The following is a 25,750-nucleotide window of genomic DNA, read 5'->3' as shown; positions in this document are numbered from 1 at the left end:
GAAAAAGTAGAGTAAAGAAAAGAAAGAAGATAGAAAAAGTAAAGAAGAGAAGAGAGACAGGAAAAAGAAAAGAAAATCCCTGTTCAGATCACAAGAAAGCTGACGACGGCGTAAAAGATTAAATCCCCGAAAACGACTGCGGTTATAAAGCCTGCCGTTATTGAGAGCATGAAAGGCAGGCCCGGAGTAACCCAGACTTCTTTCTCGATAAGCCCTTTTTTTGCGTATTCCTCGAGCTCAGGCTTCCGGTTTGCATCAAAATCGAGCCCTGTCCGTGCAAACTTCCTGATGATAGCCCCGTTTTCATCAAGCTCGAACTTTTCAAGCAAACCCAGATGTTCCTTGTTTTTCAGAGAGGACACATCAGTCCTGTATCCGAGAAACATGTAAAAGGGTTTTTTGAGCATTCCGGACGAGAAATGCAGGAGGTTGTAGCAGAACATCCCGAGCGGCACGAGAACGGTTACCAGGAGAGCATTTTCCAGCACCGTGAAGGCAAAAAGCCCTATAGGAGGCAGCCCGAGCAGGGGATAGACTTTTCCCGAGAACTGGAAAACCGGATAGAGCGGAAATAAGATAGAAAGCACTATCAACCCCTTTGCATCTCCGCCCCCGAAAGCTCCGAGCTGGAAAAGGATGTAAACCGAAAGGAAAACAATAACTCCAGAAAAAATAAGAGCCTTAAGGCAGGGAACACCTCCTGTAAAAACTTCATAGATTATAAATACCGACCCCGATGCAAGCATGTACTTCCACACCTTATTTGAAACTCTGCGTGCCTTCAGGTCAGTGTAGCACGCATAGAGCAAAAACGGCATGGTAAAGAGGATTTTCAGGATTTCTATCATACAAACCAGACAATTAAATAATTTCTATAGTTATTAACATTATTACTTATTTACTTCTTTACTTTATCGCCGGACTTAAAACCCTTAAAATATACAAAGAAACCGAAACCCCCTTGCCAAAAAGATAAAAAAGTACTCCCATAACAGGTCCGGGCAAGCCCAAAAACAGCCTGCAAGCGATAAGCTTATACATAAGAAGTTCTATTTTATGGTTGCTTAACCCTTATTAGTTTTCAATTTCATTTCATGGGCTCGTGGTCTAGACGGTTATGACGTCGCCTTCACACGGCGGAGGTCCTGAGTTCGAATCTCAGCGGGCCCACTCTTTGTTTCTTCCTTGTTTTCGGATTCCAAGAGCGTATAGAACTTCTTATCTAATACTTTATTAATGAGCTGATCCCAAAGCTCAAAATTGCTTCTATAACTCAAAAAAATTGATTTTGGAACCAGATTATATATCAATACATAACAATATAGAAAATCAAAAGTACGTAGAAGATAGAGAGTTAATCTAAAACCCCTTTATTTCCAGTGGAGATTGAGTATAACATTTCATTTCAATATATATACAGATATAAAGTAAATGAAAAATAGGCATAAGCATGCAGTTGAGGTTCAAACTTAGATTCAGGAGAATAACAGGCTATTAAGTTGTGAATCGTTATCAATTGACCAAAACTCACTTACTATAACCGAATTTTTTATCGTACTTTTTATGGTCAATTATGTCAAGCACCAATACGATAATTTCAATGCCTGAACTTCCCGCTGTAAGCGTATAAAGCATCCTCCAGAAATTAGGAAGTTCAACTCTAAACAGATTAGTTATTCCATACCTGGTTTTATATTCCGCAGGAATTAGTTTTTTGGCAATGGGTTGACCATAATGGACATTCTCCTTTAGAAGTTCCACTTTCTGAAGGAAAGCATTAAGGATTATCTCTTCCTGCTTTGATTCGGGTGCTTTACTCATGAGAGAATTATATGCATCTGCGGCTTCCGGGGTCAGGATTACTCGAACATATTTCATAATTCAAGTCCCTGAACCACTGCCTTTCTCAGGTTTTCATTCCTGCTGTGAATCCAGGTTATTCCCCTAAGTCCGACAGCAATCTTATTGCTCTGCTCCAGATAGTCCAGAATAACCATCAGTGTGTTATGGTTTACCTGTCTTGGCAGCATTTTTTTGAGTTCGGCAACTGTCACAACACTGTCAGGGCTGTTTTGCAGAGTGTCTTCTACCATAAGAATAGTGTTAAGAGTTGGAGAGGGTTTTGCTTTATCGGAGTTTAATGCTTCTGCCATTTCTTTGTCTCCAGTAGGTTTGTAACAGCTTTTAGGATTTTGCTTTTAATGATGACTATGTAATAAAAGGTTATTAACTAATAACTAACTGATATTTACAAATACTTATGTTTTCCGGAGTAAGATTCTTCACCGTATCATTCCAGAGAAGCATAAATTTCAGTCAATATCTCTTCAGGCTGAACTTCTCGAGGATCATTCAGATATACTTCACGGACAGGACCAGTAATTCTTTTTCCATTCTCTGTAATCCAGGAAAATAGTTTTTCATAAGTGAGAATACTCTCTTCATAAGGACCCTTATGAACAATCTTTGCCATTTTTCCCCCCGGGAGTTCATATGCCCGAATTTCCTCGTTCCCGGTCATTTCAACAAAATCTGATATGGGAAATGCAACTTCGATGTCGGCATTTTCTTCTTCATCGGCTTTTTGAGCTTCTTCAACTGTAGTTTCATGCCAGAGGAAAACAGGATAGGCGGTAATCGGAATATTTTTCCTGACAGCAAACTCACAAATTCTATGAAGCATTACCGGAATTTCCCGATAAGCTCCTGTTTTGCGAATGCCAAGTACGAGTTGGGGACTAAGTTCGACAATAGTAACCTCGGACATCAAAAACCTCCTTTACTATTGAAAATGTATGGAAAGACTGTATTATAAAGTTAAGGATTATTGATCCTCATTCAATTAGATGGTCTGTTAATTCACACTTTCACATTCCTTAGCCTTCACACGGTGGAGGTCCTGAGTTCGAATCTCAGCGGGCCCACCACTTATATCTGGTTCTTTTGATGCTGATTAGAGTAAGAGCTGTTTTTCTAGTGATTCTACTCTTGCCTCAAGGTTGGATTGATCCTTCGGTTTTATAACTTGTACATCACCATCGAACTCATCATCCAATGATATCACATATATTGGCTTACCATTATAATTTCCTCAATTGGTAGCATTTTTGTTTCTTCCTTTGTAGTGGAGGCAATCTACAGGAAGAAACATTCACAGGATAGGCAATAACAACCGGAAATGAAATGTTTCGAAATTTTAATTCCTAAAGGTATATAGTCCAGGAGTAAAAACTTTATTTGTAGTTGTGTGCTGGTAATTATCTCATGATTGTAGTGTTATTCTGATGGCAGATGATACCTGGAGCATAAGCATTAAAGGTCATGATGGGGAAAAGTGAATAAAGGGAGGATCTGGCGCCGAGGCTTCAATAGATGAGCTTATGGGGAAACTGTCTTCATCTCTTTTGCGTGATGATAACCTCAGCTGACAATACTATCACCAACGGTTTTATGGAGATGTGAAAAGAGTGGGACTCAAACACCCAAAGGACCAGGGCATAATACTATCCACTGGAATCTGACCATGCCTGGCTGGTTGACAGCTAAATCGGAGAGATAAACGCTTATGTCAACTTCAATTAAACGAGGCTACATCTATTTTCCGGATACGTGGGAACATATCGAGTCACAGTATATGGGTCCCTTTGTTACCCGCATTGTCCACCGCCGGCCTGATGGCACTGTGGATGTCAGAACCTCCCGGCGACATCGCAAGCAGTTCGGTCCGGAACCAGGCCCTGAAGCGGCGGAAAAAAAACAACCCAAATACCTGCTTTGGCGCCCCCGCTCATTAAACTGGTGGATCGCCGTTTTGTTCATGATTGGCGCCAGCCACTTTGCACTGGGCAGCATCTTATTTCTGGCCGGGTTCAAAAGATATCTCATTCTCAACCTGATTTTTTTCATCGGTTCGATCTTCTTTACCTCTGCCGGTTATTCCCAATATCATCAGTCTATCAACGCCGAGACTACCGTTGACGGTGATGTCCAAAACGCTAAACGCAAATGGTTGGCCTGGCAGCCTATTCGAATTGATTTTTGGGTTACATTTAGTCAATTTCTGGGAACAATTATGTTCAACTTCAACACGTTTGATGCTTTTCTCAATCTGGGTTGGGTAGGGCAAGACCTGTTGATCTGGGTACCGGACATGGTTGGCTCTATTTTCTTCCAGATCTCCGGTACGCTTGCGGTATTTGAAATTTGTCATCGCTGGTGGTGCTGGAGCAGTCGCAACATTGACTGGTGGATTACGATTATTAACTTTATGGGATGTGTTGCATTCTTAATTTCGGCATTTCTGGCTTTTATCAGACCTGCCCCCATATTTAACAATCTCGCGCTGTGGGCCACTGCTTTCACCCTGATCGGAGCAGTTTGCTTTTTTGTCGGCGCTTATTTGATGTGGCCGGAGATGGCCCAGGAAGAGTCGGCATAAACGAAAAAGGGACGGGGACCTTACGTTGAATAATTTGATCGTGGAAGGAGGAAGTGAAACAATGAATAAAACCGTTGCGTTTTTTGGTTATTACTATTACCCCTCAGAGGCTGTCTTAAAATTCAAATCATTTCTACATTTGGGTAGTACGCATTGTTGATCTTAAGTTTACTCCGTAAATTAATTAGATCTTACTTATTCGCTCGATACATAATATCAAATGCATTAGACATCATGGTTAATATTTAAACTTTAGACATTTAACGGTTCAATTATACCGTTTTTCAATCCAAATACATGAGTCCTATCCCAATTGTATAATCAAATTGAATTTTAAGACACGCTTTCAGAGGCTGTCTTAAAATTCAAATCATTTCTATATTTGGATAGTACGCATTGTTGATCTCAAGTTCACTCAGTAAATTAATTATGTCTGACATATTCGCTCGATGCATAATATCAAATGCATTAGACATCATGGTTAAAATTTAAACTTTAGACATTTAACGGTTCAATTCTACCGTTTTCAGTCCAAATACAGGAGTCCTATCCCAATTGTATAATCAAATTGAATTTTAAGACATGCTCTTAGAGAATTCAGACAAACAAGACTAATATGCTCTTTCTCTTTGACTTTAGCTTGATGGAGATAGTCTCGCCAAGGATGAAGCTGAAAGAAAATACTGATAGTAATTATTTGGCCAAACTTTGAGAAAAATTTATGAAAATTTCTTAGTAGAAATTGAAATAAAGAGAGAAAAACTACTCTACAAAAGAGCTTTTATGTTTCTAATTTCCAGGTTTTATTATACCCATCCAACTAATATGATACTACCAGTATCTCTGAGATACTATCAAAATAATATTAGTTTAATAAGATAACTATTTATAGAAAGTTTTTGTATATCAGTGTACCTAAAATTTTCTGTAAAACCGCAAATCACAAGAAGTTACAAGGTAGAAAATTCCACATCGGAAGAACAAAATTACACACAGTACACAAAAAATTGACTTGGAATTTACAGCAAATTCGCGACACTGCCTTTTGTAATCTAAGTACAAGTAAAAAAGAACTTTACAGTGGGGAAGAAAAACTGCAGGTGAAATATATGAAAAAGGATGAGACATATTTCAGGCTGTTTGACAGCGTAATAGGCTATGATGGTGCTGTAATTCGTGGGGGAAACAGCATTGAAGTCCGGATAATGAGAGGTCTGGGCTCTCTTGGATATCTCCTGTACATGATCTTAGTATTATTGCCAATAGCTTACTTGCTGATTATCCTATTCTCAATGATCTTTGAAAAAATAATGTAAATACACGCTTCTACGCAAAAAAACTCTCTATCAGGTGGGTTGAGAGTGAGATCGCGGATGAAACAATAAAAACGATTTAATTAAAAAAATATTAAGGAGAAGAAAACTCAGTAAAAAGATATATAGACTTAGGTTTCATTGGGGCACCAGCAGCTTTTTGGGTGACAGTTGCCGCATGAATGGCTATATCCAGAACAAGGAAATGCCTGCCTGATCCTCATGGAATAAAGTATATCTTTGAAGCTACGCTGGAGATTAGATCGTACAGCTCATCGATTCCACATATCCTTTATCTGATCTTCAACTTAACATTTTTTTATCAGTATCCTACTGTTCGGTTTTTTTCATTCAATGAACGAGAAAGACATAATATGCTTTTGCTCGTCAAACAAGGCGCTTGCGTCGCTTATTCGCCGGCCTTCACACGGCGGAGATCCTGAGTTCGAATCTCAGCGGGCCCACTTGTTGTTATTATTCTTATTTTCGGATTCTAAGAACGTATTTAGCTTTTTTCTAGTGCTTAAATTCTTGCTTAAAGATCAGATTTCATTTCTGGGCGTAGAACTTTGAGTTTCCAGTTAATTCATGATCAAGAGCAATTAAATAAAACAAGATTACCATTTTACTAATGAGGAAAACAACAATGGATGAAATGACTGAGAAAGAAAAAGCAGCCCGGGGTTTATTATACAATGCAAGCTATGATAAAGAGCTGATAGATGAACGAGCTTATTGTAAAGCACTTTGCTATGAATATAATCAGCTTCATCCAGCGAAAATCGTGGAAAGGACAGCTTTAATTCAGAAACTCTTTGGCAAAACTGGGGGTTCTTTTCTTATTGAGCCGCCATTTATATGCGACTACGGTTACAACATAGAAATAGGCAGCAATTTCTATGCAAATCACAACTGTATCATCCTCGACGAAGCAAAGGTTGTTTTTGGCGATAACGTGATGATCGCTCCAAACTGTGGCTTCTATACAGCTGGACATCCTCTTGATGCAGAACGTCGTAACGCGGGACTGGAGTATGCTTATCCGATAAAAGTCGGGGGCAATGTATGGATAGGCGGCAATGTTGTTGTACTGCCCGGGATAACTATTGGAGATAGTACTGTCATCGGCGCTGGAAGTGTTGTGACAAAAGACATTCCGTCTGGCGTTGTTGCTGCTGGGAATCCTTGCAGGGTTATTCGTGAGATAAGCGATGAAGATAAGAAATTTTAATCCTTGTTTTTGTGGATCTGGCTCTCGAATTTAAACGCAGATCAAAAATATGTGCATCACAGTCTCAATTCAACTACGATAATCCAGGCTATTATCAAAGAAAAAAAATCTAATCAATGGAAATAACAGAGTGCTTTCCTTTACTCCTTCTATACCACCTTTACACGAAGGAGGTCCTGAGTTTGAATATCAGCGAGCTCACTTTTTTTATCTTTATTTCCGGATTCTAAGTATTTGTAGAACTTCTTTTCTAATGCTTCAACTTGCTTTGAGGTTGAATTTTACTTCTGACTGCATAACTCTAACTTATCCATCAAATCTTATTACTTTGTTCTGAGTTTCCATCCTGCATACAGACACGTCAAACTTCCTAATAATCCAACTCCTGAAGTAGAGTTTTTCTTACTCGGTCCATTTTCTTTTGAGCTACTATCAATATCAGATTCAGAATTATTATTGTTTGAATTATTGAGTTCAATAGCATTTATTTCTTCAGATGATAGGTTTACTGTTTCCCCAACTTCCATATCTTCAGTTACAGTGGAATTTGTTGTTATACTTGAATCAGTCACATCAGAATCCATAAAGTGCCCAATGGCAACTCTAGCAGGATAGATTCCTACTTTCACTGTGTCTGTAACTCTGCTTGTAGCGGTGTCAATTACGGAAACAGTGTGGCTTGCACAGTTAACCACGTATACCTTTGTTCCATCTGGAGTGACTATAATCCCACTGGGTGCCTTTCCTACAGACACTGTGGCTTTAACCTTGTTTGTGGCTGTATCAATTATATTAACAGCACCTGTAAGCGAATTGCTGAGATACTGTATAGATACATATACCTTTTTCCCATCCGGGCTGACTGCAACTCCACAAGGAATGTCTCCTATGTTCACCACGTCTGTAACTTCGTTTGTACTTATGTCAATTACATAAATTGCAGCTGTAGAGTCACGATAAATATTGGAGTTCATCACATATGCCTTTGTCCCGTCCGGACTGACTGCAACCCTAAGAGAGTTGTTTCCTGTAGGTATAGTGGCTGCAACAGTGTTCGTGGTTGTGTCAATTACAGAGACTGTGCCTGTAAAGTTCGTTGAGTCACCACCGGAATTCGCCACATATACCTTTTTTCCATCCGGGCTGACTGCAATTCCAAGAGGAAAGTTTCCTACTTTCACTGTGGCTGTGACCTTGTTTGTGGTCGTGTCAATTACAGAAACAATATTGTTGCTGAAACTCGTCACATATGCCTTTGTCCCGTCCGGACTGACTGCAATTTCTTGAGGATAAGTTCCTACTTTCACTGTGGTTATAACTTTATTTTTTGTGGTAGTGTTAATTATGGAAACCGTATCGTCATATGAGTTAACCACGTATACCTTTTTTCCATCCGGACTGACTGTAACTCCGGCAGGATGTTCTCCTACACCTACCGTGGCTGTAACCCTGTTTGTGGCTGTGTCAATTACAGAGATATTATTGCTGTCGGAGTTAGTAACGTATGCAAAAGGAGTTGCACCTGCTACTCCCATCAATATTAAAATCGCAAGTGAGGTTATTCCTGAAACTTTCATGATTTTAAGCTGTTTGTGTACCTTATTGGATGTAGCTACAGATGAGAGTAGACTCGAAAAAATGGCAATATTTATTGTAGATAGAATTTTACTTTTCATTTTCCCCAGGCAGTGTTTATCTTTCATGCTCATACCTTATCAAAAATGTGGACTTGGGATCTTTTTATAAAATCTTCATTAATTTAAGTTAATTTCAAGATAAAATAAACGAGTTACAAGAAGAATAATTTCAGGTGAAATAGTTAAATCTAATTTTCAGGCAGGCTCTTACGTTGTGGGATCAAATGGAGGAAAAAGGTAATCAAACTGTACAGAAAAAATATTATCATTTTGTTCTAACTCATTTTTTATCCGTATTGCATCTTCTTTCGGAATCCAGTACGTCAGAGGTCCATCACTATAAAGAAAACTAATATCGCACCAGAGAAACTTTTCTACCCCAATATCATATTTGTCCAGTATTGCAAGAAATTTTTCGTCCTTAATCGCTTGTCCAGAGATCGGAAGAACGTAATAATCTTCTTTTCTGATAACGTGAGCAGGAGTGGATACAGTCCAATTTTTTTTATTGGTTTCTTTCATTTCGTCTACAAGTTCGCGTCTGATGTCACTCCAATTATCTTTGTCCGCCATTATGTAATAGTCTTCTGAAGAATTATCATATGTCATTCTATAGTTCCGAGTCATATTGCAGTTTTGAAGAATGGTTCTTACCTCTGACTCCGAAATTCCATCTTTAAATTGAATAGTCATACCACTTACTTGAGATTCAGGATCTGGTGTTTTTGTCTCCTCTACTGGTACTTTTACAAATAACCCCCAAAGCGCTACAAGAATTAGAAAAACAATAAAAATCGCAATTTCCTTGTTAATTTTGCTCATGTCAACACCTCAGAAATGAAGAAAGTTCGATAAACATTATAGACCAGTTATTTGTATAACAAGCAACCTTCCTTGATCATCGGTTAAGAAATTTTTTGCCTAAAACTATAGATTTTGTACCTGATATCTCCCTTCATTATTGATATTTTTACATGAGATCGAGATCATGCTTTAGTTCAGAATATATTCAACTTTTTGAAATTGGGCAGTGTAGCGAAAGTTCTGTAAACTTAAAGTCAATTTTTTGGAAATTGTATGTAAAACTAATCTAATTATCTCGAATTTTTGACTCAAAAACCTCTTAAAATTTGTAATTTTACAGAACTTTCGGTACGCAACTAACTGTCCAATATATACTGCTTCATGTAGTATGTACACAGATTTTTTTGTTGCTAATATCGCGGGACAATCTATCCCCATATTAAAATTCAATCCATTAATGTAATTTCATAATGTCAAATTTTTCATAATGTCAAATTTAAGGACTTCATGCAACTTCTGTGTATCTGGGAGTTTCATTTAACAACGTGAGACGCTTTGTTATCATAGAAATCTCTGGCATATTGACTGCCCAACACGCTAAGACTTTTGTTCCTTATAGGCACTTCCTGTCCTAGAATAGCACTGACTTTTACATAACCCGTATCATTAACATTTGCGAATAATATAGTGCTGTACTTACCTACATATTTTTGAGGCCACTCAGTAGGGTCATTATTTGTAGTCAACATAATCTTAAAAGATACATTTTCTCCTCCGTTTAGATTATTGCTTAAGTATACGTAGGTATCATAAGTCGGATATGAGGTATATTTAGTGTAGTCTCCATAAGGGACAGAAGAAATATTTGATAAATTTTCTACAAGAAACAACATAGGACTTCCATTATTAATAGGATCAAAAATATCGAAATAGTCTCCAATTAAACTCACGCCACAATGAATATCCTCAAGCCGAGTATCGTTTGTTCTGAACTCAAGCATATAGCCTTTATCTGATTCTACAATGAAAGACGTCCAATGATTACATAGCACTTTGTTATCAAACTTTTCAGTCATATTTTCAAAATAGGGCGTCTTACCACTTTTATCATTCCAATCAAAGACTATATGTGTCAGCTTCTGGCTAAAATAAATATCTTTCTGAGGAGAAGGAGTAAAAAATTTACCTTCCTTTGATGCGGGTATGGGAACCATTATCACAGTCGTGCCCTCTACTTCTCTCCCGGAAAGACCTGTAACTCTAACATGATAAAAACAGTGGTATCTTTGAACATCATTTCTCCAATCGACTTGGTCCCTGTAAATGCCATGGACAAAGGTGCCCACAGTTAAGAGAATGAAAAATATAAAAATGAACAGAAAATTTCTTTCTCTCACTTTACCCCGGCCCTGTTTTCTTAAATAGAAATAACATCATGCCTGCCTGATCCTCATGAGATAAGATATGATCCTTGAGGCTAGCTGTAGATTAGATTGTACAGCTCATCGATTCCACATATTCTTAATCCGATCTCCAACATAACATTTTTTATCAGTATTCTACTGTTCGGTTTTTTTCATTCAATGAACGAGAAAGACCTAATATGCTTTTGCTCGTCAAACACGGTGCTTGAGTCGCTTATTCGCCGGTCTTCACACAGCGGAGGTCCTGAGTTCGAACCTCAGCGGGCCCACTTTTTCATCTTATTTCTTTTCTGATTTAGAAGTTTTATAGACTTTTTTTTCTAATGCTTCGATTCTTGCTTTTAGGTAGGATTTTGCGTCTGGTTGCACAATTCTAACTTATCCACCAAATCCTATCACTTTGTTCTGAGCCTCCACGTTCCATATAGACAGGCCAGGCTTCCCAATAATCCAAAACCCGGAGTAGAGTTATTTTTGCTCGATTCATTTTTACCTGAGCTACTACCGTTATCAGATTCGGAATTATTATTTTTTGAATTGTTGAAGTCGACAGCATTTTGTCCTTCAGATGATAAATTAGTTTTTTCAGTTCCGACATCTTCAGTTACGTTGGAGTTTGTCCCTGTGCTTTGGGCAGTCATATCAGAATCTGTAAGAGGTACAATTACAACATTAGTAGGGTAGACTCCTGCATTCACCGTAGCCGTAACAGTGTCTGTGGCTGTGTCAATCACTGAGACATTATCGCTTTCAGCGTTTGCCACATATACTTTCTTTCCATCCGGTGTGATTGCAATTCCCATGGGCCATTCTCCGACTGGCACTGTAGCTGTTACAGTGTTTGTTTCTGTATTAATTACAGTGACGCTTTTATTGTAGAAGTTTCCTAAATAGAACTTATTTCCATCTGGACTGACTACAATTTTACTAGAATAAGTTCCTACAGGTACGGTGGATATTACATTATCCGTAGCTGTGTCAATTACGGAAACAGTGTTATTGTTAGCTACATATACTTTATTTCCATCAGAAGTGACTGCAACAAGATTGGGCGAGTTTCCTACAGGCACAGTGGCTATTACATTATCCATGTCTGTGTTAATTACAGAGACAGTGTTGCTGTCATAGTTAGGTACGTATACCTTTTTTCCGTCCGGTGTGACTACACCTTCATAAGGACTGTCTCCTACAGATATATTGGCTGTAACTTTGTTTGTAGCTGCATCAATTGCATAAATAGTGTTGTTGAAAGTGTTTGTAGCGTAGATTTTTTTTTCATCCGGTGTAAATGCAATACTATAAGTACTCGGTTCCACAATAATCGGTGCCATTAAAGTGTTTGTCGCTGTATTAATTACAGAGATATCGGTGTTGTCACGCTGCTTCGTCACATAAACTCTTGTTCCTGCAGGGTTAAATGTAATTCCCGAAGGATAACTACTTTCTATATTCACTTTGGCATTGACAGTATTTGCGGCTGTGTCGATTACATAAACAATGCAGACGTTGTCTATAGTTGCGGACGCTACATATACCTTTGTTCCTCTAGGGTTGACTGCAACTCCTACAGGCCATCCTCCACCGAGAGGCACTCTGGCTGTAATATTGTTAGTTGCTGTGTCAATTACAGCGACATAAGGAGTAGGAACAGTACCATTATAATTCATATCGTAATAATAACCTCCCTGATCATAATCTCTCAGATTTGTCACATATGCAAATGAAGCCGCACCTGCTACACCAGCGAATATTAAAATCGTAAGTGAAGTAATTCCCAAAACTTTTATGAGAGTATGCTCTTGATATGTTTTATTACATATTATTTCTTCCATTTTAAACCCCAACTTATGAACTTATGAAAAAGTAACGACATCAGCGACTCCCCCTTATATTTTGTTCATATCAGCACTTTATAAACAAAGAGGTTTCGATAAACCTCAATCTTTGGCTGGTTGTTATAGGTTCATAAACAACCGTTGAAACGAGAAGTTTATCGAACTCCTCTGAGGGATTTTTAACTTATATATATACGCACAGATTCTGAGCTACCATATGTGCGTTCAAGTAATCCTGGAGTACCATACGTCGAACCAACAGGTTCTGGATCATTAAGACGCAAATATGTATACCCATTTTGAGTTATGTATCCTTTACAAATTCGAAAATGATTTGGATTTGTAGTCATACTGAAAAATGGTCTTTCATTTTCAATTTCTGATATAGCGTCACTATTAAAAAGCCTATTAGTTATGGTTCCCGTTTTACCCCATTTCTCTTCAGCCCATTCTACAATATCATTAGATGTGAGCCCAGATGAATATGGGGTGGAATCAGGATCCCAAGTCCACAGTCCTTCCCCCATATAGATGGTTTCCTGTGAAGGGGCGGGGTCAGGATTGTGATAGTACACACAAAGCATTCGGATACATGCTGGACCACAAAAAACACTTCGTTCTTGTCCAATACCGTTAATATCAAGTATTTTACCTGTAAATGAACTTCTCACTACTACATCATCACTGATCTTTGTAATATTTTCTTCAGTGACTGCAGCATTAATATTAACTCCTTTATTAGCTGCTGCTTGTTCTATAGATTTGGTAATTTCATCACTTTTTTGCCATTCTTTTAAATTGTTTTCCTTTCCATAAGTCAAAATCTTGTCATATAGTGACCATATTCCGGGTTCGGTTTCAGTTGCGGTTTTATCTTCAACCTCATTAAGGGAGTACGCATCTACAAATATCCGGTGTTCAACTCCAGTGGTCTTGTCTTTTACTACAGTCATCGCCCCTACACTTGGATAGTTGTATACAACCAAATTGGTTGATTTGATTTTCCCATCTGAATATTCACTTTTGGCTATTTCTATTGATTTTTTCATAGCTTCAGCCGCTTTATAAGGTTCAGGATCAAATACAATATCATAGAGTGAAGGTCCCAATGTTTTATCGGCACAGATGTCAATTACACCTATCTATTTTTTTCTTTGTATACTTAGAATTGATAAAATAATTTCTGACCATTTATGTCATAAAGCTTAACCGATTTGGGATCAACAGATGCCCCTGTCCAGTTTTCAAAGCCTGGTGCATCGGCTGCTATGAAACTTATCATGTTCGCATTGGCATGCTTAAAAGCTTCCTCAGCAGTTACACTATAATTTTACTCTTTCTGTGCACTTACTGCCGGGGTTAACGCCATACAAACCAGCATTGCCAAAAGAAGTATGCTTATCGTAATTTTGTTCTTAATCATTCGTCTAACTCCTAAGTTGTTTTTCCTTTAGGAGGCAGGATCAGGCAAGCTTAAATACAGACAAAGCTAACATAATCACTGCCTTTTAGGGTGTATTTTATGGAGTTCGTATGAACCTGGAAAATACTTTTGAACTCCATAACTCCTTTTTATTAGTTCATTAAAAGTTTTATGGCCAACTCGTTTAACAATTCGACTCTCTAACTAATTTGGAGCATATATGTTACTTTTAAGTCTTTGATTGTTAGAGGATTTGGAGAGAAGATATAAATATGAGCATACCGCCTTGACTCAAAATCCAATCGTCTTACTAAAAAGAGAAATTATCCTGAATATTAGTGGGAGAAAATTCATATTAATATTCCTCGACGTATGCAGAACGTAGAAGATCATTACAAATAGGACAAATAATCGGGGCGTTATCCTTCAAGAAAACACACATAAAATTCTACGAATAAAATGTGAAAAAATTCTTCACCAGGAGATGCTAAAACAGTGGTTTATCCCAGTACAATGTCATAAATGTCCAAAAGGGAAATAACTTCAGGAATAGAAAATACTGTCTTTTTTAGAAAATTTTCATTTGGATTTATATCATAATTTTTTGCATTCTTGAACGATGTAAAGCTAAGGTTCGATTTTTTAAAGAGACTGTTCTTAAGATCGGAATTTTCAAAATTCGCATTTGTAAGATTAGTATTCACAAAATCACAGTCATATATCTGGCAATTGGTAAAATCCGTATTTTCTAAATTCATATTGGAAAAGACTGACAGGGAAAGAAAAGAATCTTCAAATCCAAAAGCGAGTATAAAGTCATTACATTTTGAAAAATCCAATCCCAGAATTTTGCAGCTTTTGAATCTTATATTCTGAAATTTTGTGTTATCCAGATCGACGTTTGATAAGTTGCAGTTTTCAAAATCACAATCAATAAACCTTGAATCCTTGAAAGATACATCTGTAAGATCAGTATCTTTAAAGGTTTCTGCTTCAAACTCTTCGTTCTGGTATTCCACGATTTAGACGTATTGTTTCTTACTTATATGATTTTTTCGGCTTTTTGCTATTTCGAGTGGGTAACTTACATTCATCTATTGAATGTCGAAGTAACACATCTAAAATATAGAAGCACCTATGGTTGAAAATCACGTTCAAGCTTGATGTTTCTCTTTTTGGTATAACTACTTTTTAACTGAGCAATTAGCTAGCTGTTTTCCTTAAACTCGACTACCTTTTGAATTCTCACCACATTACAGCAAATACAAACCCATTGGTCAGAAATCTATAAAGACACCAGAGCGAGAAACAACGATAGAAGTTATGGGAGTTTCATTGACAATGGAAATCAAAATATATAGGAGAATATAGAGTAAATCAAAACCCCATTATTTCCAGTGGAGTTTACAGAAATAAATTTAATTCAATATATTCTGAAGCTAACGAGATTAGTATAAGAAAACGATTCAGATTCAAACCTGAGCCAGGAAAAATCCCAGGCTAAATTTGTAATCAGGCTAAATTTGGAATATTTCAGTAAAAGAACAGCAGAAGCCATGATGTTACTCTGGCAGATGATGATTTTACTATAAACTAGAATGGGAATGAGGTATTTTGGATTTAGGGAGCTGTATTAAAGTATATGAAATCTCTGATTTTGCCTGGAGTCTTGCGAGATTTGATTTCCCTATAAACAATGATATCTATATCACTTTCAAAATTCATTTAAAAGTCAAAGGACCCAAAATTTAAAAAATAAAGAGAGATTAAGTTAATCCTCCTTCGATGGCGTATACATACCCTTCATACTGTCCCGAATATTCAGCATTTGAGTCAATAACATCTCCTTTGAAGATATATACTGGCAGTACATTTGTTTGTTCTTTATCAGCAGGTTCCATCCAGTAGCCAAGTGTTACATTTTTTATGATAACTTTATCGCCATCTGCACGTACTGGTAATACGATATCGTTACCTTCGACCAGATCCGAATATGCCTTTTCAGGAGTTTTGATCTTAATGTCGATATCTGGCATTACATCTCTCCATACTTTGAACATCCCCACGACTTCGTTATTATCACCTATGAATACCTTGAGTTTGCTTCCAGGGCCTACCACCGGAATCCCATCGATCTCCCTCTGGTATCTCACCTGCAGAGTCGTATCATAGCTCTGTATAACTTTGTCAGTCCCCTTTTCGGCAGTTATTTGCCGATCTGCAACAATCTCATTGAACTTTGCGTCTTGAGGCAAGCAGTTTGTTGAGACCAGGAAATCGGCTGCTATTTTTTTTGCGGTCTCATCATCAGGGAGATTTGGCTGCATATCCACTACCGGATCCATTTTTGAAGGAATTGCATACCATATGGCACCAGACTTCTCGTAGACAGACAAATGCTTTTCCCCATCAAACATCCCTATTGTTCCGGGATCGGCATTGCTGGGACTGCAATTCACAAAGCCAAATTTGCTGCCGATTTCTGCAACAGATTCCGTAGTCACAATCGAATTCCGTATCGTGTAGATTTTAACAGTGTCATTAATAGACGGGAGAGAGCCTTCAAGTTCGTACTGAACACTGCCCTCATCTTTTGTATTTATTACATTGCTTCCAAAATTAGTAGCCTGACCAAATGATAAAACAGCCAACATTGCCACGATTCCGAGTACTATTATCAATTTTCTCATTCCAACACACCTTTATCCCATATTATATGTCCAATATGTGTATGAGCTGTCCACGGGAGGGTCAGTAATTACGCTCCCCTGCCCCCAGATATAATCATTTCCACAACTTGAGGTTTCACCGAAAACTTTTGCTGTTACGCCACTCGGTTGATCTACATCCGCCCCATAGAACCATGAATTCTTGACTGTATATGCAACATCGTTTGAACCGTCATCCACAAGATAATTTGCCCAATGAAGTCCCAGATCGGAATCATAGCAGTTTGTTGAAAATCCCAGGATAAGATGCGCCCCATTCAATGAAGACGAAAAATCTCCTGACCCGGCCAGACAACAATCTAAGCCTATCCACTCAAGATCATAATCTCCCCATTCAGCTTCATCATGGTATACCTTTTCAGTTACAGTTGACACATCCAGTTTATCTGTAGAACCATGACCTGAATAAAGAGCAATATCTACTGCATCAATGTACTGTGAATCTTGGTTGGCTTGCTCGAAATGAGCTGCTTTTGCATTGCTATTTCCTTTATTGAAACTCTTTGTCCAACCCTCATTCCCTAATCTATTGTACAGGCCATTTGCTGAATCATCACAATATGACAGATCTGAATATGGCCATGTATAATCGTTTACCCATTCTACACCTACCTCTGGAGAAGAAGCATCACTATCATCTCCGGTACCTGCAAGCGATACAGAAGGCGCAAGCAGGATCAATATTACGGATAAGGTAACCGATGCTGTCATACGACACCATGTTGATCGTATCAATTTCCTCATTTTTATTCACCCTTCATCATTAAGATATATACTTAATTTTTTATCCCCCCAAATAAGTATCAAAGAAAAAATAGTAAATAACATACTAATATATTCCTTTTTAAGTAACCACCAGGTGACTCAAAAGCATAAGTTTATAAAATGAGATTCACATCTGATATTATGTGTCTGAGAAACTTCATCAAAATAGGTTTAAAGCAAATGATAATGAGATTCTCAAAGCAATATTATCAGACACACGGTTAAAAATTCTTAAAAATCTAAATAAAAGGCGCATGACAGTTGCTGAATTGGTAAATAATGTGGGGGTTCAGAAAAATGCAATATATAAACATCTGGATAAACTCACCAGCGCAGGACTCGTTGATAGAGTAGAAAGCAGTGAGCGTAAGTGGGTGTATTACGAACTTACCTCTAAAGGCAAGAAGATAATATCTACCGGCAAATACCAGGTTCTTATATTGTTATCTTCAGGGATCGGTTCTCTAATAATTGGAAGCATTGGAATTGTTTTATACTTCTTAAATGAAGTGCAGTCTCCAAAGACAAAGGGATTGGAGATATCAGGGTTGGATATTGGTATAATATTCATAGCTGTCTCAATAATTATGTTGCTGGCAGCAAAATTTGTATCAAGACGCCGATGGAAAAAAATCAATCAATGCTTAAAAATTACGGAGAGTCAAAACATAAATACTGAAAACTGAATCAAATTACATGCGACCACTCCACCCTAAACAGGCTGTCCGATAATTATTGATCCCACTTTCCGCAGTATTTTTCGTATATTCATTATTTTTCTTGCTATCGATTTTCTTCTAATGTGAATTTATCGGGTTTCTGTGCAGGAGTTAAAAATGGCTATACAGTGTGTTCAGATACCAAAAACGTAGTATTCAATTTTTATCAAAATCTCAGTTTGGCTCTATTATTTGGGGATTTTCAAAAAAATACTGCGGAATGTAGGATTGAATGTAGGATTGATAGTAATAAAAAAGTGTTAAAAAAGCAAATAAAACCTTTAAATCAAAAAAAGGAATTTTTTTATTACTAAAGGTTATTATCGGCTATTGTCGGACAGCTTCCTGAAGGCGGGGTATTCGTGGTCCTCTTATTAGTATCTGGGTTTTGAATCTATTGCAGTCAATTCCCAGTGAAATTAATGGTCAACTTTTGCGATTCCGGAACATATTAAAAACTGTCAGCTATTACCATGAAGCAGAAACCAATAAGAAGAGTAGCTATTAAAGATATCAAAAAGGAGTGATAGACTACAATACTTTCTACTGTTATCCATCCCAATATAAAGCGGACCAAATTCGAAAATGCTGCTATGAGAGAAAGTGCAAAAGGAGCCATCAATTTTTTTCTCTTTTCTTCCGGGACAGAGAGGCAGAATAGTGCAACGGAAATCGAAAAGAAGATATAAATGAAAAACAAGACAGTGGAATTCACTATAGAGTCATTCGGAGACAGAAACTCTAAAATATGCCATCTGTAAAGGATGGGAAAGGTGGCTATGAATGGCTGACCATAAAAGAGGTTAACGGCATAGGGGCTAAATGGATTCATAAACATGAAGTCTCTGAGAAACGTATTTAGAATAAGTCCCAGAAGAAATGGAATTCCCAAATACCATCTGGATGAGATTTTTCTATTATTTTTCATAAAAACTAAAAGTCCGGCTGCAGGAAGAAACAGTGAAAGGAGGTACAACATCAGGGGATTTATAAACTCCCTATAAGGCATATGCAGTGTAATAAAATTACAAATAATGAATTCGATCCACATAGTTAAAAAAGTGAGTGATATCAGGAACAATGACACTCTTGTCTGACGTATTGAAATTCTATTCATTAGTATAGCTCCAAGGTGTCGATAATACACATAGCTAACAGAACTCATGTCTCCTAGGGCATATTTTATGAAATTCGAGTAACCCGAAAAGTACTTTTAAACTCTATAAATTTCTCCTTGTTACCCCTTATAAATTTTCCGACCATATCATCTAACTATCTGTATTTCAACTCATTTTGAGTCTGTAATTTTTCTTTTACTTTTGTTTTGTGAAGACCCTGGATGAAACTTATTTTTGTATTCTTCATATCCCTGGAAATAATAATATCCTGAACAATATCCAGAACACCTCCGTCCTTGATACCTGCAAACAGTAAAAAAAGAGACATGGTATAATTTTTACAAAAAGAGATTAACAAAAAGAGACTAACAAAAAGAAACATAGCATTTTAACCGAGTCTCATCCTTTACAAGTAATAATACAGCATTTAATACAGCATTTCTTCCATCTTGATAAGAAAGTGAATTTAAGAGAACCTTATTCAGTTAATATCATCAAATTCATGGAACAGCAATGCTTAGATCCAATGAATCATCTCGATGTGCATCTATATAGATATATAAGATCGCTACATCACTCAAATCTCCGAGAACGACTTCATTTTCTGTAGTATTGTTATCCAATGTAACTTCAATGCGTGTCCTATCTGCTAATCCAACAGAGGATTCGCTTTTTATTTGTTCATCAGGAGCTAGAATATATGATTTGTTAAATATAGAGGAATTTTTTAAGTCAAATAATTCTACAGTGACTTCATGATTTATATTTCCATGATTGTTTATGATATACAGAGTATAGCCTTCTTTTTTGTCAGAAGGAAAATTACTTTCATTTTGAGCAGCTGTTTGTTCAGTTGTCGGAACTGGTGCAGGAAGTTCTGTGGGCTGTGGTTCTGTGGGCTGCTCGGCTGAAGATGTTTCTTCAGTAAGATTTGCCTCTGAAGGAGTATCGGCAGAATCTGTGCATCCGGCTGCTATAAGTGCCAGGGATAGACAGATGATTGTGGCAATCAGTTGTGAAAATTTCATAAATATATCAATGTCTCAGAAGTATTAGAAATTTGCATTGAACATCCTGAAGCTTTTTTTCTCTTTTCAAAATGGGATCATTTTAAGTGTTAAAATGCATAGAATTTTGGAGCCCGGCGTTTGAATAGACCTCTGTACCTTAAGTGAATTAGAATAGACCACTTTATTAAAACGACGTTTTAGAACAAGTAGACCCTGAGGCTAACTATGGCTGTGTTTCTACTGCGGGGAATAGTTTTCGGGCGTACCAAACAATTGCCAGAAGCAACCATGTAAAGTCCGGTTATCGATCAGGAGTCTGATTCGCCAGGGTCACTACCCGGTTTTTTCCCAAATCATTCCAGAGGAGCATAAATTTCAGTCAATATCTCTTCAGGCTTAACCTCTTGAGGATCATTCAGATATACTTCACGGACGGGACCAGCAATTCTTTTTCCATTTTCTGTAATCCAGAAAAACAGTTTTTCATAAGTGAGAATACTCTCTTCATAAGGACCCTCATGAACGACCTTTGCCATTTTCCCTCCCGGAAGCTCATATACCTTAATTTCCTCATCCCCGGTATTTTCAACAAATTCTGATATGGGAAATGCAACTTCGATATCGGCATTTTCATCTACTTCCGCTTTTTGGGCTTCTTCAACTGTAGTCTCATGCCAGAGGAAAACAGGATAGCCGGTAATCTGAATATTTTTGCTGAAAGCAAACTCACAAATTCTATTAAGCATCACCGGAATTTCCCGGTAAGCTCCTGTTTTTCGAATGCCAAGCACAGGCTGTGGGCTAAGTTCGACAATAGTAACCTCGGACATCAAAAACCTCCTTTATCTATTGAAAATAGATTGAAAAACTGTGATATAAAGGTAAGGATTATTTAGCCCCATTCAATTAGATGGTCTGTCAATTCATACTCTTGCATTCCCCAGCCTTCACACGGCGGAGACCCTGAGTTCGGATCTCAGCGAGCCTACTACTATTATATTCTTTCTTTTCGGATTCTAAGAGCTTATAGAGCTTTTTTTCAAATGCTTCAACTCTTGCTTTGAGGTCAGATTTTTCTTCGAGTTGTACAACCTTGAACAGAATTCAAAGGCTCATATTCCATTTACATTTCTAAAATTGAAATTCAGATTTAGGGCTATTCAAAGGAGACTAGCTCAAATACTTATAGAAGAACAGTACATTAACATTTGGGGAAAGTTAAGAAGGGGACAACAAATAATGTTGACACGGCACTTCAAATCAAGTAATGAATTTTCTTTGATTGTAACTAATTTTGAAATTTGTCTTTAGTTTTGATAATAAAAAAGGAAGTAGATATAAAAAATAGAATTGGGTTCGCCTATCAGAGAGGTTATTAATAAGCATGAAATCTAAAAATCTTTTTATCTCTTTCCTTATATCTATCTGCTTTTTTTCAACAAATTGTTCAGGTTCAGTTATCAATGTAGGTCCGGGAACTTCCTTTAGCCCTGCAGGTTCAGACGACCAGAAGGTTATTAACGCTGCCATAGAATCAGCAAATTCGGGTGACACTGTACAGCTTGCATCGACCACGTTTCACATAAGTTCCCCCATAATCATGAAATCAGGGGTAACCCTTAATGGAAATGGGATTGGGGCAACCGTTATCTATTGCGACAATCCGAGCTCTAATTTTGCAACTCAAAATATTATTCATTGCGAAGGTGTTTCAGATATTGAAATCTCGAATTTCTTAATTGATGGCGGTTGGGAGTCTTTAAGCATAATGCATGCCGCAAGCAACAGGTATAGGGAGTATGAAAAAGGAGTTTATTTACGTGGCTGTTCAAATGTAGCTGTTCATGACTTAAAAATGCAATACAGTATGGGAGACTTTATTTACTGTAGTAGAAATACGAACAATGTTCAGGTTTATAATACAGTATGCAAACCCGGGCATGACAGTTTTGATGCATGGTCAGCCGGGGATGGAATTTCGATATATAATAATTGCTGGGGCACTTTTATAAATTCTTGCATTAAAATTCATAATACGAAAAACGTTCAAATTTACAAAAATACTTTCTACACTGATACCGGTTCCGGGAATGCTGGTGTAGAAGTAATGGGAGGGGATGTAACAGGCCTTAATATTCATAATAACATATTTTCGACACTTCGACTAAATACAATTTATCAAGACCTTGCGGATGGAACCAGTTCAGGCAGCGGTACCGTTTCAAACAATATATTCTATAACAGTCCGTCATATAATGGAATTGGCGGGCTGGATATTGTATCAACTGGCAATATTGTAACCAGCTCCTATTCATGCTCCAGGGGTACGGAAGATTACGGGTATGTTGCAGATAATGGCACCAGAAATTTGCCTGATTACAATGGTTCTGTAATACCTTCCGTTACTTTTCCAGCTGATGACAGTACGATTTCAACTGTCAACGGATACGTAAGTATAAGCTGGTCATATTTAAATGCAACAAGTTATTCTATCAATGTATATAACAGTGCATCACAATTCGATTCTTCTCACTTAATATACAGTCTTAACACTTCACAAACATCTGCAAATGTACCGATAAGCTCCACAGGGACGTATGCTATAAAAATCGGTGCACATGATGATGTTCATAATTCATGGGTATATAACAGTCCAGTAAGTTTCTTCACCGTAAATGGAAAAAAATCGGCTACAGTTTATTCCGGGGTATACGGATACTTAACAGATGCAGCTACAGGTCAACCTGTTCAGAGTGCTGTAATAACATTATCAAATGATCAGGAGGATTGTACTCAAATTACAGATGTTGACGGGCTTTACCAGTTCACCGTAAACAATGAAGAAGGCACTTATTGTTTAACTGCTTCAGCAACAGGCTATCATAACAGTCCTGAATTACCGGTAAATATGACAGGTATAAACACAGAAATAAATTTGAAAATGGTTAAAACCCCTGATTATTCAGAACCACACTATGTACAGTTATATGTTTGTACTGATTCAAACAAGAGTGTTCCCGGATGTGAAATTCGGATTTATGCACCAAATAACGACCTGGCTAATGAAAAACCGAATTTTTGTGCCTGGACAAATAATGACGGAAGAGCAACTTTCCATTTGATTCGGGATGTAACATATAAAATTGTAACAATTACTCTGGACGGTCAAAAGTACACCAGCACATTGACCCCGAATCTGGGCCAACATATTATTACAATACCTTCAGGCGACACAGCTGCAATACCTCCAATGCAGACTGTGATCAGTACAAATTGTACATATAAACCGATAAACAATACAGCCGCTTATATTAATGCAAGCTATTATGATTCGTCATCACAATCCAGCGACCTAATTTTTGTACTGGGTACTATGAGTGAGGGAAAAACATTTGTACCTCTTGGAATCTCAGGCACCAATGACAACGTAAGTAACCCTGTAGGAGTGATAACTGACTCTTTTATAGTCACTGACTGTTCCGGAAAAACGTACACTGTCAAAATTAGTGCGCAGTCTCAAACTTATGGTGCTGTGTATGAAACTGTTAATGTAACGGTTCCGGGCAGTAATGTGCCGGATGTAGGGTCTACTTATATGAGTTATTTCTGTGTTTTGATCTTAATTATTGCAGGACTTGTATTGTCAAAAACTCGTAAAGCGCATTAATCTCTGTGCCTTATTTCCGAAGTTAGGACTACGTTTCACTTTTTGCGTCCTTTTTCGACATACCTAAATGGTTCAGATCCACCTTGCCTCAGATTTCATTCTTTACCGTATTCACCAATTCCACGAGTACCGGTACCCAGATAAGTCTTCGATTTAACATACCTGAATGCTTCCAGTTCTTCTTTTTCGAATTTGGCGCGCTTCTCAAGAGCTTCTATATCCGGCCATTCCTCGATCCCAATAAAATCCCACTCTTCGCTGGACCAGCGGCAGTCAATCGTCATCAGGAGCTTCATCCCGAGCTCGTCCATTTGCTTGCGATCCTTACCCATGAAAGCTTGCTTTTCCTCTTCGGATAGGTTATAATATTCTTCCTTAATTTTGGCAAAATACAGTCTGAGAATGGGTTTTTTCTCATCCATATTATCAATTCTCCCACCTGATTAAAGCAGCAGAACTGCTCATATGAAAAATGGCACTAATTACATATAAGTTGACGAACTCAGTTTCAAAATCATAAAAAATCATAAGACACATTCACACGGCGGAGGTCCTGAGTTCTAATCTCAGCGGGCCTACTCTCTGTTTCTTCCTTGTTTTCCTTTTTTTCGGATGATAAGAACGCATTGATTATCTGGTTGTGTTCTGTGTCATGGCTACAGGTCCTCATTGTAAGCCCGGAATTGAAAATCCGATATAGACCATCCTGGGGAATATCAATTTTGGTAATTAAGTTCATGGAATAGCAATGCCTAGGACCAATAGATCATCAGGATATCTGTCTATGTCTATATATAATACTACATCACTAGCATCTTCAGAAATAATTTGGGTCTTTGTAATATTGTTGTCTAATGTAACTTCAATGTATGTCCCCGATTCCAATCTAAATGGAAATTGGCTTTCTATATCTTTTTTAGGATCTGAGATGTACGATTCGTTAAATATAGAAGTTTTTTTTGAGTTAAATACTTCTACAGTAATTTCATGGCTTTTATTACCCCAATTAATTATAAAAAACGAATTACCGCTTTCCTTTTTGTCGAAAAGAGAGTAGTGTTTAACAAAAGAAGTAAAAATAATAATGCTTACTAACAGGAGGCAGATGATCACAAATGTGATTTGAATTTTTTTTCTTGACATTTTGATTCCTCTATTAAGATCTATCTAGTTAAAATTTCATTAGTTATAGGTTAAGGAATCTTTTACTAATTCTCATGTTCTTTCTCCTGCGTGTATATTACCCAAGAGGCAGAATCAGGCAAGCTTAAATATACGCAAAGCTAACATACCATGCCTCTTAGGCGTCTGTTATGGGGTTCAGGTGACCTGGAAAGTACTTCTGAACTCCATAACCTCCTTTTTATTGGTTCTTTAAGTATTTTATGACCAAACCATCTAACAATTCATTTTTCAACTAATTTGAAGCTTAGATGTTACTTATTAGTCAATTATTGTATAGATGATTTGGAGAGAAAGTAGATATATGAGCATACAGCTTGGCTCAAAATCCAACCTATATATTAAAAGAGGACTTCGTCCAGATATTTATATGAAAGAATTTAGATGAATATTCCGCAACGTATGCAAAACGTAGGAGATCATTGCAAATAGGACATAATAATCGGTGCGTTACA

Annotated in this window: 22 protein-coding genes and 1 tRNA gene; 6 read left to right on the top strand and 17 right to left on the bottom strand. The window is 37.4% G+C overall.

Annotation, left to right across the window (positions count from 1 at the left end; translation table 11 throughout):
* Positions 1-83: 83 nt before the first annotated feature.
* Entirely contained in the window at positions 84-848 is a 765-nt protein-coding gene (locus MA_RS02710) for an A24 family peptidase C-terminal domain-containing protein (RefSeq protein WP_011020568.1), read from the bottom strand.
* Between the two features lie 248 nt (positions 849-1,096).
* On the opposite strand from MA_RS02710, the gene MA_RS02705 reads away from it, so the two are divergent.
* Positions 1,097-1,170: transfer RNA gene (locus MA_RS02705), tRNA-Val, on the top strand.
* Between the two features lie 357 nt (positions 1,171-1,527).
* On the opposite strand, the gene MA_RS02700 is transcribed toward MA_RS02705, so the two are convergent.
* The 3 genes from MA_RS02700 to MA_RS02690 all read right to left on the bottom strand — a co-directional run bounded on the left by MA_RS02700 (position 1,528) and on the right by MA_RS02690 (position 2,767).
* Complete coding sequence (locus MA_RS02700; RefSeq protein ID WP_011020567.1) at positions 1,528-1,878, bottom strand: hypothetical protein; 351 nt, start codon at positions 1,876-1,878, stop codon at positions 1,528-1,530.
* Positions 1,875-2,153, bottom strand: a complete 279-nt coding sequence (locus MA_RS02695; RefSeq protein ID WP_011020566.1) for a hypothetical protein — start codon at positions 2,151-2,153, stop codon at positions 1,875-1,877. The genes MA_RS02700 and MA_RS02695 overlap by 4 nt, the downstream gene beginning before the upstream one ends.
* A gap of 137 nt (positions 2,154-2,290) precedes the next feature.
* A complete protein-coding gene (locus tag MA_RS02690) occupies positions 2,291-2,767 on the bottom strand; it encodes a GyrI-like domain-containing protein (protein ID WP_226990736.1) in 477 nt (158 codons plus the stop codon).
* A gap of 798 nt (positions 2,768-3,565) precedes the next feature.
* Between MA_RS02690 and MA_RS02685 the strand changes: the two genes are divergently transcribed.
* From MA_RS02685 to MA_RS02670, 3 genes are all read left to right on the top strand, one after another.
* Positions 3,566-4,438, top strand: a complete 873-nt coding sequence (locus MA_RS02685) for a hypothetical protein (RefSeq protein WP_011020564.1) — start codon at positions 3,566-3,568, stop codon at positions 4,436-4,438.
* Between the two features lie 1,109 nt (positions 4,439-5,547).
* A complete protein-coding gene (locus tag MA_RS02680) occupies positions 5,548-5,754 on the top strand; it encodes a hypothetical protein (protein ID WP_048066103.1) in 207 nt (68 codons plus the stop codon).
* A gap of 643 nt (positions 5,755-6,397) precedes the next feature.
* Positions 6,398-6,982 carry a sugar O-acetyltransferase gene (locus tag MA_RS02670; RefSeq protein WP_226990735.1) on the top strand — a complete coding sequence of 195 codons (585 nt, stop codon included), beginning with the start codon at positions 6,398-6,400 and terminating at the stop codon, positions 6,980-6,982.
* Positions 6,983-7,305: 323 nt separating this feature from the next.
* Here the strand turns inward: MA_RS02670 and MA_RS02665 are convergent, their stop codons facing one another.
* The 8 genes from MA_RS02665 to MA_RS02625 form a co-directional block, all read right to left on the bottom strand.
* Complete coding sequence (locus tag MA_RS02665; protein ID WP_011020561.1) at positions 7,306-8,691, bottom strand: beta-propeller fold lactonase family protein; 1,386 nt, start codon at positions 8,689-8,691, stop codon at positions 7,306-7,308.
* Positions 8,692-8,826: 135 nt separating this feature from the next.
* Entirely contained in the window at positions 8,827-9,441 is a 615-nt protein-coding gene (locus MA_RS02660; protein WP_011020560.1) for a UPF0228 family protein, read from the bottom strand.
* 515 nt (positions 9,442-9,956) lie between these two features.
* Positions 9,957-10,820 carry a hypothetical protein gene (locus MA_RS02650; protein ID WP_011020559.1) on the bottom strand — a complete coding sequence of 288 codons (864 nt, stop codon included), beginning with the start codon at positions 10,818-10,820 and terminating at the stop codon, positions 9,957-9,959.
* A gap of 422 nt (positions 10,821-11,242) precedes the next feature.
* Positions 11,243-12,679 carry a beta-propeller fold lactonase family protein gene (locus MA_RS02645; RefSeq protein WP_048064900.1) on the bottom strand — a complete coding sequence of 479 codons (1,437 nt, stop codon included), beginning with the start codon at positions 12,677-12,679 and terminating at the stop codon, positions 11,243-11,245.
* Between the two features lie 182 nt (positions 12,680-12,861).
* Positions 12,862-13,791 (bottom strand): C39 family peptidase, encoded by a 930-nt coding sequence (locus MA_RS02640; protein WP_011020557.1) that lies wholly within the window; start codon positions 13,789-13,791, stop codon positions 12,862-12,864.
* A gap of 814 nt (positions 13,792-14,605) precedes the next feature.
* A complete protein-coding gene (locus MA_RS02635; RefSeq protein WP_011020556.1) occupies positions 14,606-15,124 on the bottom strand; it encodes a pentapeptide repeat-containing protein in 519 nt (172 codons plus the stop codon).
* 747 nt (positions 15,125-15,871) lie between these two features.
* Positions 15,872-16,795 carry a hypothetical protein gene (locus tag MA_RS02630; protein WP_011020555.1) on the bottom strand — a complete coding sequence of 308 codons (924 nt, stop codon included), beginning with the start codon at positions 16,793-16,795 and terminating at the stop codon, positions 15,872-15,874.
* Positions 16,796-16,807: 12 nt separating this feature from the next.
* Positions 16,808-17,545, bottom strand: coding sequence for a DUF6345 domain-containing protein (locus tag MA_RS02625; RefSeq protein ID WP_048064899.1), 738 nt, complete (start codon positions 17,543-17,545; stop codon positions 16,808-16,810).
* A 197-nt stretch (positions 17,546-17,742) separates the two neighbouring features.
* Here MA_RS02625 and MA_RS02620 point away from each other — a divergent pair, with 197 nt between their 5' ends.
* On the top strand, positions 17,743-18,285 hold the full coding sequence (locus tag MA_RS02620; RefSeq protein ID WP_011020553.1) for a winged helix-turn-helix domain-containing protein: 543 nt from the start codon (positions 17,743-17,745) through the stop codon (positions 18,283-18,285).
* Between the two features lie 484 nt (positions 18,286-18,769).
* On the opposite strand, the gene MA_RS02610 is transcribed toward MA_RS02620, so the two are convergent.
* The 3 genes from MA_RS02610 to MA_RS02595 all read right to left on the bottom strand — a co-directional run bounded on the left by MA_RS02610 (position 18,770) and on the right by MA_RS02595 (position 21,276).
* Complete coding sequence (locus tag MA_RS02610; protein WP_157860085.1) at positions 18,770-19,327, bottom strand: hypothetical protein; 558 nt, start codon at positions 19,325-19,327, stop codon at positions 18,770-18,772.
* A 609-nt stretch (positions 19,328-19,936) separates the two neighbouring features.
* Positions 19,937-20,464 (bottom strand): hypothetical protein, encoded by a 528-nt coding sequence (locus tag MA_RS24355; protein ID WP_011020549.1) that lies wholly within the window; start codon positions 20,462-20,464, stop codon positions 19,937-19,939.
* 335 nt (positions 20,465-20,799) lie between these two features.
* Complete coding sequence (locus MA_RS02595; protein ID WP_226990733.1) at positions 20,800-21,276, bottom strand: GyrI-like domain-containing protein; 477 nt, start codon at positions 21,274-21,276, stop codon at positions 20,800-20,802.
* 554 nt (positions 21,277-21,830) lie between these two features.
* On the opposite strand from MA_RS02595, the gene MA_RS02590 reads away from it, so the two are divergent.
* Entirely contained in the window at positions 21,831-24,113 is a 2,283-nt protein-coding gene (locus MA_RS02590) for a carboxypeptidase regulatory-like domain-containing protein (RefSeq protein ID WP_048064897.1), read from the top strand.
* A 95-nt stretch (positions 24,114-24,208) separates the two neighbouring features.
* Here MA_RS02590 and MA_RS02585 read toward each other — a convergent pair whose 3' ends face one another.
* Complete coding sequence (locus tag MA_RS02585; protein WP_011020545.1) at positions 24,209-24,535, bottom strand: hypothetical protein; 327 nt, start codon at positions 24,533-24,535, stop codon at positions 24,209-24,211.
* 313 nt (positions 24,536-24,848) lie between these two features.
* Complete coding sequence (locus tag MA_RS02575; protein WP_011020543.1) at positions 24,849-25,256, bottom strand: hypothetical protein; 408 nt, start codon at positions 25,254-25,256, stop codon at positions 24,849-24,851.
* Between the last annotated feature and the right edge of the window lie 494 nt (positions 25,257-25,750).

Origin of the sequence: Methanosarcina acetivorans C2A, assembly GCF_000007345.1 — an archaeon.
GTDB classification, from domain to species: Archaea; Halobacteriota; Methanosarcinia; order Methanosarcinales; family Methanosarcinaceae; genus Methanosarcina; species Methanosarcina acetivorans.
This window is presented reverse-complemented; position numbering and strand designations above follow the sequence as displayed.

Bases quoted from the DNA above. Each gene is read 5' to 3' on its own strand.
- MA_RS24355 (WP_011020549.1), bottom strand. From the start codon at position 20,464: ATGAAATTTTCACAACTGATTGCCACAATCATCTGTCTATCCCTGGCA.
- MA_RS02630 (WP_011020555.1), bottom strand. From the start codon at position 16,795: ATGAGAAAATTGATAATAGTACTCGGAATCGTGGCAATGTTGGCTGTT.
- MA_RS02610 (WP_157860085.1), bottom strand. From the start codon at position 19,327: ATGCCTTATAGGGAGTTTATAAATCCCCTGATGTTGTACCTCCTTTCA.
- MA_RS02670 (WP_226990735.1), top strand. From the start codon at position 6,398: ATGGATGAAATGACTGAGAAAGAAAAAGCAGCCCGGGGTTTATTATAC.
- MA_RS02645 (WP_048064900.1), bottom strand. From the start codon at position 12,679: ATGGAAGAAATAATATGTAATAAAACATATCAAGAGCATACTCTCATA.
- MA_RS02710 (WP_011020568.1), bottom strand. From the start codon at position 848: ATGATAGAAATCCTGAAAATCCTCTTTACCATGCCGTTTTTGCTCTAT.
- MA_RS02700 (WP_011020567.1), bottom strand. From the start codon at position 1,878: ATGAAATATGTTCGAGTAATCCTGACCCCGGAAGCCGCAGATGCATAT.
- MA_RS02590 (WP_048064897.1), top strand. From the start codon at position 21,831: ATGAAATCTAAAAATCTTTTTATCTCTTTCCTTATATCTATCTGCTTT.
- MA_RS02625 (WP_048064899.1), bottom strand. From the start codon at position 17,545: ATGACAGCATCGGTTACCTTATCCGTAATATTGATCCTGCTTGCGCCT.
- MA_RS02585 (WP_011020545.1), bottom strand. From the start codon at position 24,535: ATGGATGAGAAAAAACCCATTCTCAGACTGTATTTTGCCAAAATTAAG.
- MA_RS02695 (WP_011020566.1), bottom strand. From the start codon at position 2,153: ATGGCAGAAGCATTAAACTCCGATAAAGCAAAACCCTCTCCAACTCTT.
- MA_RS02690 (WP_226990736.1), bottom strand. From the start codon at position 2,767: ATGTCCGAGGTTACTATTGTCGAACTTAGTCCCCAACTCGTACTTGGC.
- MA_RS02575 (WP_011020543.1), bottom strand. From the start codon at position 25,256: ATGTCAAGAAAAAAAATTCAAATCACATTTGTGATCATCTGCCTCCTG.
- MA_RS02680 (WP_048066103.1), top strand. From the start codon at position 5,548: ATGAAAAAGGATGAGACATATTTCAGGCTGTTTGACAGCGTAATAGGC.
- MA_RS02660 (WP_011020560.1), bottom strand. From the start codon at position 9,441: ATGAGCAAAATTAACAAGGAAATTGCGATTTTTATTGTTTTTCTAATT.
- MA_RS02665 (WP_011020561.1), bottom strand. From the start codon at position 8,691: ATGAGCATGAAAGATAAACACTGCCTGGGGAAAATGAAAAGTAAAATT.
- MA_RS02595 (WP_226990733.1), bottom strand. From the start codon at position 21,276: ATGTCCGAGGTTACTATTGTCGAACTTAGCCCACAGCCTGTGCTTGGC.
- MA_RS02685 (WP_011020564.1), top strand. From the start codon at position 3,566: ATGTCAACTTCAATTAAACGAGGCTACATCTATTTTCCGGATACGTGG.